General features: G+C 55.7%; 14 protein-coding genes and 1 pseudogene. 11 read left to right on the plus strand and 4 right to left on the minus strand.

Going from position 1 to position 13,052, the window contains the following annotated elements:
• Positions 1-140: 140 nt before the first annotated feature.
• Positions 141-791, minus strand: a complete 651-nt coding sequence (gene ompW, locus AB1287_RS13810; protein WP_312626590.1) for an outer membrane protein OmpW — start codon at positions 789-791, stop codon at positions 141-143.
• Positions 792-1,015: 224 nt separating this feature from the next.
• On the opposite strand from ompW, the pseudogene AB1287_RS13815 reads away from it, so the two are divergent.
• From AB1287_RS13815 to yciA, 4 genes and pseudogenes are all read left to right on the plus strand, one after another.
• Positions 1,016-1,153 (plus strand): annotated as a pseudogene (locus AB1287_RS13815) (hypothetical protein); the annotation flags it as partial.
• Complete coding sequence (locus tag AB1287_RS13820) at positions 1,137-1,880, plus strand: YciC family protein (protein WP_312626588.1); 744 nt, start codon at positions 1,137-1,139, stop codon at positions 1,878-1,880. The pseudogene AB1287_RS13815 and the gene AB1287_RS13820, both read left to right, overlap by 17 nt.
• 52 nt (positions 1,881-1,932) lie before the next feature.
• Positions 1,933-2,472 carry a septation protein A gene (locus tag AB1287_RS13825; RefSeq protein WP_312626586.1) on the plus strand — a complete coding sequence of 180 codons (540 nt, stop codon included), beginning with the start codon at positions 1,933-1,935 and terminating at the stop codon, positions 2,470-2,472.
• Positions 2,469-2,867, plus strand: a complete 399-nt coding sequence (yciA, locus tag AB1287_RS13830; protein ID WP_312626585.1) for an acyl-CoA thioester hydrolase YciA — start codon at positions 2,469-2,471, stop codon at positions 2,865-2,867. Before AB1287_RS13825 ends, yciA begins: the two co-directional genes overlap by 4 nt.
• An 81-nt stretch (positions 2,868-2,948) precedes the next feature.
• On the opposite strand, the gene AB1287_RS13835 is transcribed toward yciA, so the two are convergent.
• Entirely contained in the window at positions 2,949-3,485 is a 537-nt protein-coding gene (locus AB1287_RS13835) for a YniB family protein (protein ID WP_435618116.1), read from the minus strand.
• Positions 3,486-3,622: 137 nt separating this feature from the next.
• On the opposite strand from AB1287_RS13835, the gene hxpB reads away from it, so the two are divergent.
• The 3 genes from hxpB to AB1287_RS13850 all read left to right on the plus strand — a co-directional run bounded on the left by hxpB (position 3,623) and on the right by AB1287_RS13850 (position 6,525).
• Positions 3,623-4,291 (plus strand): hexitol phosphatase HxpB, encoded by a 669-nt coding sequence (gene hxpB / locus AB1287_RS13840; RefSeq protein ID WP_435618117.1) that lies wholly within the window; start codon positions 3,623-3,625, stop codon positions 4,289-4,291.
• Positions 4,292-4,411: 120 nt separating this feature from the next.
• Complete coding sequence (locus AB1287_RS13845) at positions 4,412-5,002, plus strand: metal-dependent hydrolase (protein WP_312626581.1); 591 nt, start codon at positions 4,412-4,414, stop codon at positions 5,000-5,002.
• Between the two features lie 131 nt (positions 5,003-5,133).
• On the plus strand, positions 5,134-6,525 hold the full coding sequence (locus AB1287_RS13850) for an L-cystine transporter (RefSeq protein ID WP_312626579.1): 1,392 nt from the start codon (positions 5,134-5,136) through the stop codon (positions 6,523-6,525).
• A 53-nt stretch (positions 6,526-6,578) separates the two neighbouring features.
• Here the strand turns inward: AB1287_RS13850 and dpiA are convergent, their stop codons facing one another.
• The gene (gene dpiA / locus AB1287_RS13855; protein ID WP_435618191.1) at positions 6,579-7,265 is read right to left on the minus strand and encodes a two-component response regulator DpiA; all 687 of its coding nucleotides are present in this window, start codon (positions 7,263-7,265) and stop codon (positions 6,579-6,581) included.
• Positions 7,234-8,895 carry a sensor histidine kinase DpiB gene (dpiB, locus tag AB1287_RS13860; RefSeq protein ID WP_435618118.1) on the minus strand — a complete coding sequence of 554 codons (1,662 nt, stop codon included), beginning with the start codon at positions 8,893-8,895 and terminating at the stop codon, positions 7,234-7,236. Before dpiB ends, dpiA begins: the two co-directional genes overlap by 32 nt.
• Positions 8,896-9,263: 368 nt before the next feature.
• On the opposite strand from dpiB, the gene citC reads away from it, so the two are divergent.
• The 4 genes from citC to citF are packed head-to-tail and all read left to right on the plus strand — an operon-like array spanning position 9,264 to position 13,050.
• Complete coding sequence (citC, locus tag AB1287_RS13865) at positions 9,264-10,322, plus strand: [citrate (pro-3S)-lyase] ligase (protein ID WP_435618119.1); 1,059 nt, start codon at positions 9,264-9,266, stop codon at positions 10,320-10,322.
• The gene (gene citD, locus AB1287_RS13870) at positions 10,319-10,615 is read left to right on the plus strand and encodes a citrate lyase acyl carrier protein (RefSeq protein ID WP_435618120.1); all 297 of its coding nucleotides are present in this window, start codon (positions 10,319-10,321) and stop codon (positions 10,613-10,615) included. The genes citC and citD overlap by 4 nt, the downstream gene beginning before the upstream one ends.
• Positions 10,612-11,520, plus strand: a complete 909-nt coding sequence (locus AB1287_RS13875; RefSeq protein ID WP_435618121.1) for an aldolase/citrate lyase family protein — start codon at positions 10,612-10,614, stop codon at positions 11,518-11,520. Before citD ends, AB1287_RS13875 begins: the two co-directional genes overlap by 4 nt.
• A 9-nt stretch (positions 11,521-11,529) precedes the next feature.
• Positions 11,530-13,050 (plus strand): citrate lyase subunit alpha, encoded by a 1,521-nt coding sequence (gene citF / locus AB1287_RS13880; protein ID WP_436799840.1) that lies wholly within the window; start codon positions 11,530-11,532, stop codon positions 13,048-13,050.
• Positions 13,051-13,052 lie beyond the last annotated feature (2 nt).

Below are 13,052 nucleotides of genomic sequence, written 5' to 3' on the forward strand. Positions count from 1 at the left end.
TCGGGCGGCCTGGTTTAGGCAGCGCGCAAAATGACGCGAGAGAATAGAGATGCGTAACTATATGAAATTTAATAATAAATTCAGGATAGCGTGTTTATCGTTTATAAAGAGTGACCGCAAAGCGGCCACTCATCTCGTTATCAGAAGCGATAACCCGCGGAGAACATAAACACCCAGGGATCGATACGGACTTTGTCGTTATAGCTCTGCGCCGGGAGAACCGAACCATCGGACTTGTAGCGCGCTTTGGTGTCGATATCCATGTACCACACGGAGGCGTTGAGCAGCCAGTCGCGGTTAATGAGATAATCCACGCCCACCTGCCCGGCAACGCCCCAGGAATCCTTCAGGCTCAGATCGGAAAGACCTGCATCTTTACCGTTGTCGTTGAATTTCTCATCAAAAAAGGTGGTGTAGTTAACCCCAACCCCAACATAAGGGCGGAATTTGCTGGTAGCCTCACCGAAGTACCACTGCGCCATTAACGTTGGCGGAAGCTGGTGTACCGTGGCGATATCGCCGGTCGCACCGGTGCCAATTTTATGGCGGAACGGCGTTGCTGCCAGCAGTTCAACACCGAGATTATCGGTCGCCATGTAGGTAAAGGTCAGCCCGAGCTGTGTGTTATTGCTGACGTTAAAGCCATTGAGGCTCCCGAGGGTACCGTTCGCGCCTTCCGTTGGTCTGACGGTGGCCGTACCTGCACGAATAAAGAACTCACCCGCTTCATGCGCCCAGGCTCCGCCAGAAAGACTGCCTAAAACCAGCGCTGCCACTGCTAACTTTTTCATATCCACTCCTTCGTTATGGTTTTATAAGCGCGATGAATATACCCACAAAAGAGTAAAAACGATCCAACTCAGATCACATTCAATCCTGAGATTTAACATTCATTGATCTGGATTAATTTTTCGTAGCAATTGCATTAAGGGAAAAGCATATCCATATCAATTTTCTGTCTTTTCTTCGTGACAAAATAAGCAGCGCACGCGGTACTCACCCAATCCTGACCTTTTACGGCTTACCGCCTCTTTACAAAGATATGCTTTTCCATACAGGTGTTGATGCTGCCACTTTGACGTCGGGTGAGTTACAATTGCCGGCTTATTCATACCAGCCAGACTCAAGGAGAGTGCATGTCTATCACGGCTAAGTCGGTTTACCGTGACACGGGTAATTTTTTTCGCAATCAGTTCGTTACGATACTGCTGATTGCGTTGTTGTGTGCGTTTATCACGGTGGTGCTTGGCCATGCGTTCTCACCGAGCGACGAGCAGCTCGCCGTTCTGAAAGAAGGCGATAATCTCGCGGGCAGCGCGGGTCTGTTTGAACTGGTGCAGAACATGACGCCAGAGCAGCAGCAAATCCTGCTGCGGGCATCGGCGGCGTCCACGTTTTCCGGACTGATTGGCAACGCCATTCTCGCGGGCGGCGTACTGCTGATGATTCAGATGATCTCTGCCGGGCAGCGCGTCAGCGCCCTGCGTGCGATCGGCGCCAGCGCGCCGGTCCTGCCGAAGCTGTTACTCCTCATCTTCATTACCACTTTCCTGGTACAGATGGGCGTAATGCTGGTGGTCGTTCCGGGCGTGCTGCTGGCCATCGTGCTGGCCTTTGCACCGATCATGCTGGTGCAGGACAAAATGGGGATATTTGCCTCAATGCGTAACAGTATGCGCCTGACGTGGAGCAATATGCGCCTCGTCGCCACCCCGGTGATGGCCTGGCTGCTGGCGAAAACAGCGCTGCTGATGTTCGCGCCGAACTTTGCCGTATTGACGCCAAACGTTGGCGCGGTGGTGGTGAACTGCATCAGCAATCTCATTTCCGCATTGTTGCTGATCTATTTATTCCGCCTGTATATGCTTATTCGTAACTGATCCCCTCAAGGCCCGGCATGCCCGGGCCCTTACTGAAATACGGAACCGATGTATGAAGCAGTTTCTGGATTTTTTACCGCTGGTGGTGTTCTTTGCTTTCTATAAGCTTTACGACATCTACGCAGCGACCACGGCGCTGATCGTTGCCACCGCCATCGTGCTGATTTACAGCTGGGTGCGCTATCGCAAAGTCGAGAAGATGGCGCTGATCACTTTTGTCATCGTTGCCGTGTTCGGCGGCCTGACGCTGTTCTTCCACAACGATGAATTTATCAAATGGAAAGTCACCGTCATTTACGGCCTGTTTGCCATCGCCCTGCTGGTCAGCCAGTGGGTGATGAAAAAGCCGCTGATCCAGCGCATGCTCGGCAAAGAGTTAACGCTGCCGCAGTTCGTGTGGTCTCGTCTCAACATCGCATGGGCGCTGTTCTTTATCCTGTGCGGGCTGGCAAACATCTATATTGCTTTCTGGCTGCCGCAGAACATCTGGGTCAACTTCAAAGTGTTTGGTTTAACCGCGCTGACCCTGATTTTCACGCTGCTGAGCGGCGTATACATCTACCGCCACATGCCGCAGGACGAGAGTAAATGAGTACGAGCAGTGATGCGCCAGTTGGCGATTTAGTTCTTCGCACGCTGGCTATGCCCGCTGACACTAATGCCAACGGCGATATTTTTGGCGGCTGGATCATGTCGCAGATGGACCTCGGCGGCGCAATCATGGCCAAAGAGATTGCCCAGGGCCGCGTTGTCACGGTTCGAGTGGACGGCATGACGTTTCTGCGGCCGGTCGCGGTGGGTGATGTGGTGTGCTGCTATGCCCGCTGCACCAAACGTGGCACAACGTCGATTACGGTAAACATTGAAGTCTGGGTGAAGAAAGTGGCGTCCGAACCTATCGGGCAGCGCTATAAAGCCACTGAAGCACTGTTTATCTATGTCGCGGTAGACAGCGAAGGCAAACCAAGACCTTTCCCTAAGCCGTAATCCCTTGCCGGGTGGCGGCTTTCGCCTGACCCGGCCTGCGAATCAAGCAGGCCGGGTAAGCACAGCGCCATCAGGTACGCTTCAAAGAAAGCCCAACAGCTTAAAGAAGAAATACCCCGCCACAATCACGATCGCGGGCAGCACGTACAGCGGGAATATCTGCAAAAAGATAGTGTGGTGCGGCACCACAATTTTCGCGTCAATTTGCTCTTTGGTTAATCCTTCGGGCCCTTTCGCATGCTCCAGAATCAGCTGATCCTGCACGCCCTCACGCAGAAACTTCGCCTGGCGGCCCATTCGCGCCCCGGAAGCCTGTAACGCCATGCCAATAAACACCAGCGCAAAGATAATCCAGAAGCCGATATTCAGGCTGTGGTGGAAATCCGGCAGCGGTGAGTTGAACCAGAACACGTTCAGGAACGGCGTATTGAAACGGATCATTTCAATCATCACGTGGGCGAAATCCAGCAGCACTGCGTCAATACCTGGCTGCTTTTCACTGTGTTCAAACATAAATTTGAACAGTGAGATAAGTGTTGAAATCACCGCCGGGATGAAAATAACCCAGCCCAGAATGCGTTTTAGTATGGCAATGCGTCCAGCTTGTTGATACGTCATGGATTCCCCTTGTTCAGACGCGCTGATGTTTCGCTGTAAGTCTACCCTGAGTTACCCCTTTTCGCCTGCGTTTTAACAGCGATATGATGTAGGATGAAGCCCCTGGCGCTGGCCTATTACCTTACAGGAGTTGCATTATGACAGCCTCGCGACAAATTGTTGCCGCTATCTTTGATATGGACGGATTGCTGATTGACTCTGAGCCGCTGTGGGATCGCGCTGAGCTGGGCGTTTTAGCTGAAATCGGCGTCGACATCAGCCGCCGTAGCGAACTGCCGGATACCCTTGGCCTGCGTATCGATATGGTCGTCGAACTGTGGTTCGCCCATCACCCCTGGAGCGGCCCGAGCCGCGCGGAAGTGACCGACCTGATAATCAACCGCGCCATTTCCCTGGTTGAAGCAGAACGCCCGCTGCTGCCAGGCGTACGTGAAGCCATTGCGCTGTGCAAGGCTCAGGGGCTGAAAGTGGGTCTGGCTTCGGCCTCTCCGCTGCATATGCTGGAAAAAGTGCTGGCGATGTTCGATCTGCGCGATCAATTTGACGCCCTTGCCTCGGCGGAAAAGCTGCCCTACAGCAAACCGCATCCGCAGGTGTATCTCGACTGCGCGCAGAAGCTTGGCGTATCTCCGCTTAACTGCGTGGCGCTGGAAGACTCTGTTAATGGCATGATCGCCAGTAAGGCTGCACGGATGCGCTCCATCGTTGTGCCCGAACATGCGAATTTTGCCGACCCGCGCTATGTGTTGGCGGAGGCAAAACTGTCCTCTCTCGAACAACTCACCTCCGCGCATCTTCTTGGCTGAATCCTCTCCTGCACAACCCGGCTGAACGTCGGGTTGTGACAAAGAGTTACACCGTCACCTCTTCCACCTACTGTATAAAAACCCTATACTGTATGAATTGACAGTTTTACGGGTGTTATCATGACGGCGGAAGGTCACCTGCTCTTTTCAATTGCCTGTGCGGTGTTTGCCAAAAATGCCGAGCTGACCCCGGTTCTGGCACAGGGTGACTGGTGGCATATTGTGCCCGCCGCGGTACTCACCTGCCTGCTGCCGGACATCGATCACCCCAGGTCCTTCCTTGGTCAGCGGCTAAGCTGGATAGCCAAACCCATAGCGCGAATGTGTGGCCATCGTGGCTTTACCCATAGCCTTCTGGCGGTGTTCGGCGGCCTGACGCTGTTTTATCTCAAAGTTCCGGAAAGCTGGATTGTTCCTGCCGATGCTATTCAGGGAATGGTGCTCGGCTACCTGAGTCATATCCTTGCGGACATGCTCACGCCTGCGGGCGTGCCGCTGCTGTGGCCCTGCCGCTGGCGGTTTCGTCTGCCCATCCTCGCACCACGCAAAGGCAATCAGCTGGAGCGCGTGCTCTGCATGGTCCTGTTCGTTTATGCCGTCTGGATGCCGCAGTCGGTCACCGATAACAGCGCCGTACGCTGGTCATCTGGCCTTATCAGTTCGCTCCAGTGGCGCTTCGATCGCTTTATAAATCAGCAAAGCGGCCACTAAACCGGCAATCATGGCTGTTTTGGCATAACCCATTCCATTTGGATATAAGATGCGCATCACACTTCTGCTACTCTTTGCGGCATTACAGTCGGCCTGATTCTGGGCCGTATAACGACATCAGGAGAACGGGGATGAATTTTCCACTTATAGCGAACGTTGTGGTGTTCGCGGTATTACTTTTTGCTCTGGCACAGACACGACACAAAAACTGGAGCCTGGCTAAAAAAGTACTGGTCGGCCTGGCAATGGGCGTGGTCTTTGGCCTGGCGCTGCAGCTGGTTTACGGTGCGGACAGCGCAGTACTGAAAGACTCAATTCAGTGGTTCAACATTGTAGGTAACGGCTACGTCCAGCTGTTGCAGATGATCGTTATGCCGCTGGTATTCGCCTCTATCCTTAGCGCGGTGGCACGTCTGCATAACGCGTCCCAGCTGGGTAAAATCAGCTTCCTGACCATCGGCACCCTGCTGTTCACCACGCTGATTTCTGCGCTGGTCGGCGTGCTGGTGACCAACCTCTTCGGCCTGAGCGCTGAAGGTCTGGTGCAGGGCACTGCGGAAACCGCGCGCCTGAACGCCATCCAGAGCACCTACGTCGGTAAAGTGGCTGACCTGAGCGTACCGCAGCTGCTGCTCTCCTTCGTGCCGAAAAATCCGTTTGCAGACCTGACCGGTGCGAGCCCGACTTCAATCATCAGCATCGTGATTTTCGCCGCCTTCCTCGGCGTGGCCGCGCTGAAGCTGCTGAAAGACGATGAAGCAAAAGGCAAACGCGTTCTGACCGCCATCGATACCCTGCAAAGCTGGGTGATGAAGCTGGTGCGTCTGGTGATGCAACTGACCCCTTATGGCGTACTGGCGCTGATGACCAAAGTCGTTGCGGGTTCTAACCTGCAGGACATCATTAAGCTTGGCGGTTTCGTGGTGGCATCCTATCTGGGCCTGGCGATCATGTTTGTGGTTCACGGCCTGCTGCTGGGTGCGAACGGCGTTAACCCGTTGAAATACTTCCGTAAAGTATGGCCTGTGCTGACCTTCGCGTTCACCAGCCGTTCCAGCGCCGCGTCTATTCCGCTGAACATCGAAGCGCAAACTCGCCGTCTGGGCGTGCCGGAATCTATCGCCAGCTTCTCCGCGTCCTTCGGTGCGACCATCGGCCAGAACGGCTGTGCGGGCCTGTACCCGGCTATGCTGGCGGTGATGGTTGCCCCAACCGTCGGGATTAACCCACTGGATCCGCTGTGGATTGCGACTCTGGTTGGCATCGTAACCGTCAGCTCCGCCGGCGTGGCGGGCGTGGGCGGCGGCGCAACCTTCGCTGCGCTGATCGTGCTGCCTGCGATGGGCCTGCCGGTAACGCTGGTTGCCCTGCTGATCTCCATTGAACCGCTGATCGACATGGGCCGTACTGCCCTGAACGTCAACGGCTCCATGACCGCCGGTACTCTCACCAGCCAGTGGCTGCGTCAGACCGACAAAGCGGTAATGGCAAGCGAAGATGAAGTAGAGCTGGCGCACCGCTAAGCCCACTTCTTCCAAAAAAACGGTGAGCCAGACACGTTCTGCTCACCGTTTTTTTATGTCTCCGTGCCCCGGTAGCTGCGCTGCGGCCGACCAACCTTGCCGTAGACAATCTCAGCCCGAATCTGCTGCTGGCCTGCGGCATACTCCAGATAGCGCCTTGCCGTCGTCCGGCTTAGCTTAAGCGTCTGAGCAACCGTTTCTGCGGTGTGGCTGGTCTCACGGTCGGCAAACAGCGCGAGGACCTTCTCAAGCGTCAGGCCATCGATGCCAACCGGGAGCTCAGCCCTGGGCTCACCGCGTGCGTAAGCGTTAAACATCTGGTCAATCTGACGCTGGCTGGCGCTGGCGGTGTGTGCCAGCATCTGCATCCTCTGCTGATAGCGTACCAGCGTCTGATGAAGCCGCTCGTACGAAACCGGCTTCACCAGATAATCAAAGACTCCGCCGCGCACCGCTTCGGAGACGGTATCCATATCGCTCGCTGCGGTAGTAAAAATCACGCCGCATGACGTATGGGCCTCGATCAGCTCATGCAGTAAGGTGATACCCTTCCCGTCCGGCAGGTAGTTATCAAGCAGAATCAGCGAAGGATGCAGCCGGGCGATCATGGCACGCGCCTGAGCCAGATTTCCTGCCAGCCACACTTGACTGCATTCGGGATACTGTTGAATAAATTCTGCATGCATTTCGGCCAGCGCCGTTTCATCTTCAACAATCAAAATCGTCAGAGGTTGTGCCATCATTGCATTTCACTTTCGGTATAAAAACGGAAAACAGAGCGCCAGTGGGATCGTTATCTTCAAGCGTAATAACGCCGCCGCAACGCTCCACATAGCCAGAAATCAAATACAAGCCGAGGCCGTGTTCACCGGCATCTTTCTCCCGGGTGCTCACGCCCTGGCTAAAAATGGCGTGACGCAGCTCATCCGGAACGCCGCAGCCGTGGTCACTCACTTCAATCACTACCTCCGGGCCCTCATCGCTGAGATACAGCTCGACAGTTTTATCGCCCTTCGGGTTGTGGAGGCTTGCTTCGAATGCGTTATCCAGCAGGTTGCCGACGATGGCGGAAAACTCGGTGCTGTCCAGCCCTGGCGGTAACTGACGGAGCTGGCTGCCTTCCACAATATGCAGATTAAGCCCCAGCTCGTGCGCACGTTGTACCTTGCCGAACAGTAACCCGGCGACCTGGCGATCGCAGAAGGCGCTGCGCAGGCGGTCTATCAGCGCCTGCTGGGCCTGGGATTCCCCCTTCACCATCTCCAGCACACGGTCGTACTCTTTCATCTGCAGCAGGCCGCTTAGCGTCGACATCCAGTTCAGATGCTCGTGCCGCAGCACCCGCAGGCTCTCCACGTACTGTTTAATCTGCGTCAGCTGAGCGTTCAACGCGCTCATTTCATCCTTGCTGCGAAAGCTGATAATGGCCCCCAGCATTTCCGCCCCGGAACGAATCGCCCCCCGATTGGCGATCACGTTCAGCCCGTTAAACGTACACATCACGTCCTGCCTTTTGTCCGCGATGCTGTCGGTGAAAAACGCGCTCGGCTGGACCACGTCGGCAATCGGCCTGCCGAGCCACTGTCGCCCCGGCGAACTCAGACCGAGCATTTTTCGGGCGTTACGGTTAATCGCGGTGATTTGTCCATCGGGATCCACCGCAATCAGCCCCTCAAAAACGGAGCCGAACAGCGCCTCCTGCTGACGAACGACCCTCGCAATCTGCCGCGGCTCCATACCCAGCATCTGGCGGCGAATATGTGCGGCAAACAGCCACGACAGCAGCAGTAAAATCAGCAACAGCAGCACAAACACGCCCGCCATCGGCAAAATAAAATCCAGCCGCCAGCTGTCGATTTTGCTGACCAGATAGCCCAGCGACACCACGCCGATAATCTGCCCGTGCTCATCAAACACCGGCGTTTTCGCACGCATCGCCATGCCTATCGAACCTTTGCCGGTAATGAAGTAGCTTTCGCCCTTTTCCAGCGCGCCGGGTTTGGTCCACTGCATCGGCTGACCTATTTTCTCCGGATTAGGGTGATACAGACGAACCGAATGCTTATCGCCAATGACCACATAATCCAGGTCTGAGCCCCCTGCCAGCTTGCTGGCTATCACCGAGAGCCGTGCGGTATCCCGGCTTTTCACCGCCGCCACGACGCTGTCGTTTGCCGCGATAATTTTGGCCTGATTCATCGCCATATCCCTGACCTGGCGGGTGAGATAGTCTTCAAAGCTTGCGGAGAGGTACTGGCCGAGGGCCGCAACTAATAGCGAGGACATTAACAGCAGCAGCAGAAAAATACGCAGCGGAAACGCGAGGCGATAAAAGAACGCCAGGCTTCCTCCCGCTTTTACCTCTGACATGATCGTTTCCTTGTGTCGGAACAGGCTTCTCCCTAATGACCCTTAAAATGTAATGGTTTTGTTTTCGCGGCGTCCAGAGATTCGCACCGGTTTCGTTAAGGATTGCACAAATAAAATCAATTACGAAAATAAACGTCACGCCATTAGATGCATTAAAGATAATTAAACAAATAAAAACCATTAAGCCAATTTAAAACAGCCCTGCGTTTGTGAAACAGGTCAATAATTAAAATAAAAACAGCTCGTACTATCGTCGCATGAGTAAGGAATAACCCGTACTGAAGTCGCAAATGTTATTCATTTGCAAAGCATTATTATCAGTTTCGTTGCTACTTCGGCAGCGTAAAAAAAACAGGATGTTTTGATCCATGCAGGCCCAACCCGTATTTACGCAGGTCAAACGTGCGGAAAATAAAAAAATCGCCACCGTGACGCAATTCCTGCGCGAAAACGACCTGAGCATAGATACCACGGTAGAGGTTTTTATTACCGTAACCCGCAATGAAACACTGATTGCCTGCGGCGGTATTGCCGGGAATATTATTAAATGTGTCGCCATCAGTGAATCAGCGCGCGGTGAAGGCCTGGCATTAAAGCTGGCCACCGAATTAATAAATCTGGCGTATGAAAAGCAGCGCACAAATTTATTCATTTACACCAAAAGCCATAACAAAGCCCTGTTTAAGCAATGCGGTTTTTATACGATCGCCAGCGTGCCCGGCGTGATGGTATTGATGGAAAACAGCGCCACGCGACTGCAACGCTATGCCAGCTACCTCACAACGCTCCGCCAGAGCGGCGAAAAAATTGGCTGTATCGTCATGAACGCCAATCCCTTCACTCTCGGCCATCGCTATCTGATTCAGACAGCAGCTGCGCAGTGCGACTGGCTGCATGTGTTTCTGGTGAAAGAGGACACCTCACGTTTTCCCTATGAGGACCGCCTGGCGCTGGTCCGCGCCGGAACAGCGGATATTCCGGGCATTACCGTCCACCGGGGATCGGAATACATGATCTCACGCGCCACCTTCCCCTGCTATTTCATCAAAGAGCAGAGCGTGATTAACCACTGCTACACCGAAATTGACCTGCAAATCTTTCGGCAACATCTCGCTCCGGCGCTGGGCATTACGCACCGCTTCGTCGGCACCGAGCCGTTCTGTACGGTCACCGCAGGTTACAACCACGATATGCGCCAGCGGCTTGCCGATCCGGCATGGACTTCGCCGCCCATTCAGCTGGTTGAAATCGAGCGCCTGCAGTACCAGGGCGCGGCAATTTCCGCTTCCTGGGTGCGTCAGCTGCTGGTGAAAAAAGATCTGGCAACCATCGCGCAGCTGGTCCCGGAGGCGACCTGCAATTATCTGCAACAGATGATCGCCGTGAACAAAGAATCCCCTTCCGCATCAATGACAGGTGAAAAATGAACATTACCCAAGCAGCCGTCGCCGGCACCCTGGAGTCAGGCGATGTCATGATACGAATAGCCCCGCTCGACGGTCAGGAGATTGACCTGCAAATCAGCAGCAGCGTCGAGAAACAGTTTGGCGAAGCCATTCGCGCCACGCTCTATGAAATCCTCCACCGCCACGATGTTCGCGGCGTACAGCTGATCGTCGATGATAAAGGCGCGCTCGACTGCGTACTACGCGCTCGTCTGGAAACCCTGCTGGTCCGCGCCAGCGGGCTCAGCGCCCTGCCATGGGAGGATCGCTCATGACCTCGACTTCCGCCCAGCTGCGCAGATCCCGTACCCGACGCAGCATGCTGTTTATTCCCGGTGCCAACGCTGCGATGGTCAGCAATAGCTTTATCTACGGCGCTGATGCGCTGATGTTCGACCTTGAGGACTCAGTCATTCTACGTGAGAAAGATGCCGCACGCTGCCTGGTGTACCACGCCCTTCAGCACCCACTTTACCGGGAGCGTGAAACCATCGTGCGGGTCAACGCCCTGGATTCGGCGTACGGTCTGGCTGACCTCGAGGCCGTTGTTCGCGGCGGAGCCGACATTGTGCGTCTGCCGAAAACCGATACCGCGCAGGACGTGAAGGATATTGAAAGCGAAATCGTCCGCATTGAGGAACAGTGCGGCCGCGAGTCCGGCAGCACAGGGCTGCTGGCGGCCATCGAATCGCCGCAAGGGATCACCGAAGCGGCCGCCATTGCCAACGCTTCGCCACGTCTGATCGGCATCGCGTTAGGCGCTGAAGACTACGTCAGGAATTTGCGCACAGAGCGTTCAGCGGATGGCGTAGAGCTGCTCTTCGCGCGCTGTGCCATTTTACAAGCCGCCCGTGCCGCCGGGATCCAGGCGTTCGATACCGTCTATTCCGACGCCAGCAACGATGCGGGGTTTCTCCACGAGGCCGCGCACATCAAACAGCTGGGCTTTGACGGTAAATCCCTGATCAACCCGCGCCAGATTGAACTGCTGCATAACCTCTATGCGCCTACGCAGAAAGAGATTAACCACGCACAGCAGGTTATTGAGGCCGCTGAAGCCTCTGCGCGCGAAGGGCGTGGCGTAGTGTCACTCAACGGGAAAATGGTGGACAGCCCGGTTATCGAACGTGCGCGTCTGGTGCTATCACGCGCTGCGCTCTCAGGCATTCGTCAAGAATAAGGATTAATCATGACTCAGATCTCCCGACAGGAACGGGTTGCCGCCTGGCGTCGCCACGCGGACGATATGACCCCGCTCTATGCCCCCGTCTCTAAGCTAAACCTGCAAACGCAAAAGCCCCGGGATCGCAAGCTTTGCGCCAGCCTTGAAGAGGCGATTCGCCGCTCCGGGCTGCAGGACGGCATGACCATTTCGTTTCACCACGCCTTTCGCAATGGCGATCTGACGCTGAACCAGGTCATGGACGCGATTGCCGCTCTGGGATTCAAAAACCTGACGCTGGCCTCCAGTTCACTCAGCGACTGCCATGCCCCGCTGGTCGAACACATCCGCAATCAGGTCATTACCCGGATTTATACTTCGGGCCTGCGCGGCCCGCTTGCCGAGGCAATCTCTCGCGGCCTGCTGGCTGAACCGGTGCAGATCCACTCCCACGGCGGGCGCGTTCATCTGGTCGAAAGCGGTGAGCTGAACGTTGACGTGGCCTTTCTTGGCGTGCCCTCCTGCGATCCCTTTGGCAACGCCAACGGTTTCACGGGCAAAGCCTGCTGCGGCTCACTGGGCTATGCCAAAGTCGATGCCGAAAACGCGCAGCAGGTAGTGCTACTCACCGAAACGCTGTTGCCCTACCCGCACGCGCCCGCCAGCCTGCGCCAGGACCAGGTCGATCTGATCGTACAGGTTGAACAGGTCGGCGATGCGGACAAAATCGGTGCCGATGCCACCCGTATGACGTCCAATCCCCGCGAACTGCTGATTGCCCGCAGCGCCGCGGACGTGGTGGTTAACTCCGGCTTTTTCAACGATGGGTTCTCCCTGCAAACCGGCACGGGTGGTGCGTCACTCGCGGTCACCCGTTTTCTGGAAGATAAAATGCGCCAGCGCAACGTCCAGGCCGCGTTCGCGCTGGGCGGCATTACCTCCACCATGGTCGAACTGCACGAAAAAGGGCTGATCCACACGTTACTCGACGTGCAGAGCTTTGACCGGGCGGCCGCTGAGTCCCTCGCCCGCAATCCGAATCACATTGAAATCAGCGCTAACGAGTACGCCAACCGGGGTTCAAAAGGTGCCAGCGTTGACCGGCTGGATGTCGTTGTCCTCAGCGCACTGGAGATTGATACACAGTTCAACGTTAACGTGCTGACCGGCTCCGACGGCGTCCTGCGCGGCGCATCCGGGGGTCACTGCGATACGGCCGTCGCCGCGGCCGTCTCTATCATCGTTGCCCCGCTGGTACGCGGCCGTATCCCCACGCTGGTTGATCAGGTCACCACCTGCGTCACGCCGGGTTCGAGCGTGGATATCCTCGTCACCGATCATGGTATCGCCGTCAACCCCGCTCGCCCAGAGCTGGCCGAGCGCCTTAAGAATGCCGGACTGAAGGTGGTGTCCGTTGAGTGGCTGCGCGAGCGGGCTGACATTCTCACCGGAACACCGCAACCCATTGAATTTACCGATCGGATTATCGCCGTCGTGCGCTATCGCGACGGTTCGGTAATTGACGTCGTCCATCAGGTGAAGGAGTAAAC

The organism is Scandinavium sp. UTDF21-P1B (assembly GCF_040750395.1).
Taxonomy (GTDB): Bacteria; Pseudomonadota; Gammaproteobacteria; order Enterobacterales; family Enterobacteriaceae; genus Scandinavium.

What these genes read in the sequence shown, in the direction of transcription:
- citC (WP_435618119.1), top strand. Translation starts at nt 9,264, where the DNA reads ATGCAGGCCCAACCCGTATTTACGCAGGTCAAACGTGCGGAAAATAAA.
- AB1287_RS13875 (WP_435618121.1), top strand. Translation starts at nt 10,612, where the DNA reads ATGACCTCGACTTCCGCCCAGCTGCGCAGATCCCGTACCCGACGCAGC.
- hxpB (WP_435618117.1), top strand. Translation starts at nt 3,623, where the DNA reads ATGACAGCCTCGCGACAAATTGTTGCCGCTATCTTTGATATGGACGGA.
- dpiB (WP_435618118.1), bottom strand. Translation starts at nt 8,895, where the DNA reads ATGTCAGAGGTAAAAGCGGGAGGAAGCCTGGCGTTCTTTTATCGCCTC.
- yciA (WP_312626585.1), top strand. Translation starts at nt 2,469, where the DNA reads ATGAGTACGAGCAGTGATGCGCCAGTTGGCGATTTAGTTCTTCGCACG.
- ompW (WP_312626590.1), bottom strand. Translation starts at nt 791, where the DNA reads ATGAAAAAGTTAGCAGTGGCAGCGCTGGTTTTAGGCAGTCTTTCTGGC.
- dpiA (WP_435618191.1), bottom strand. Translation starts at nt 7,265, where the DNA reads ATGGCACAACCTCTGACGATTTTGATTGTTGAAGATGAAACGGCGCTG.
- AB1287_RS13820 (WP_312626588.1), top strand. Translation starts at nt 1,137, where the DNA reads ATGTCTATCACGGCTAAGTCGGTTTACCGTGACACGGGTAATTTTTTT.
- AB1287_RS13825 (WP_312626586.1), top strand. Translation starts at nt 1,933, where the DNA reads ATGAAGCAGTTTCTGGATTTTTTACCGCTGGTGGTGTTCTTTGCTTTC.
- AB1287_RS13845 (WP_312626581.1), top strand. Translation starts at nt 4,412, where the DNA reads ATGACGGCGGAAGGTCACCTGCTCTTTTCAATTGCCTGTGCGGTGTTT.
- AB1287_RS13835 (WP_435618116.1), bottom strand. Translation starts at nt 3,485, where the DNA reads ATGACGTATCAACAAGCTGGACGCATTGCCATACTAAAACGCATTCTG.
- AB1287_RS13850 (WP_312626579.1), top strand. Translation starts at nt 5,134, where the DNA reads ATGAATTTTCCACTTATAGCGAACGTTGTGGTGTTCGCGGTATTACTT.
- citD (WP_435618120.1), top strand. Translation starts at nt 10,319, where the DNA reads ATGAACATTACCCAAGCAGCCGTCGCCGGCACCCTGGAGTCAGGCGAT.
- citF (WP_436799840.1), top strand. Translation starts at nt 11,530, where the DNA reads ATGACTCAGATCTCCCGACAGGAACGGGTTGCCGCCTGGCGTCGCCAC.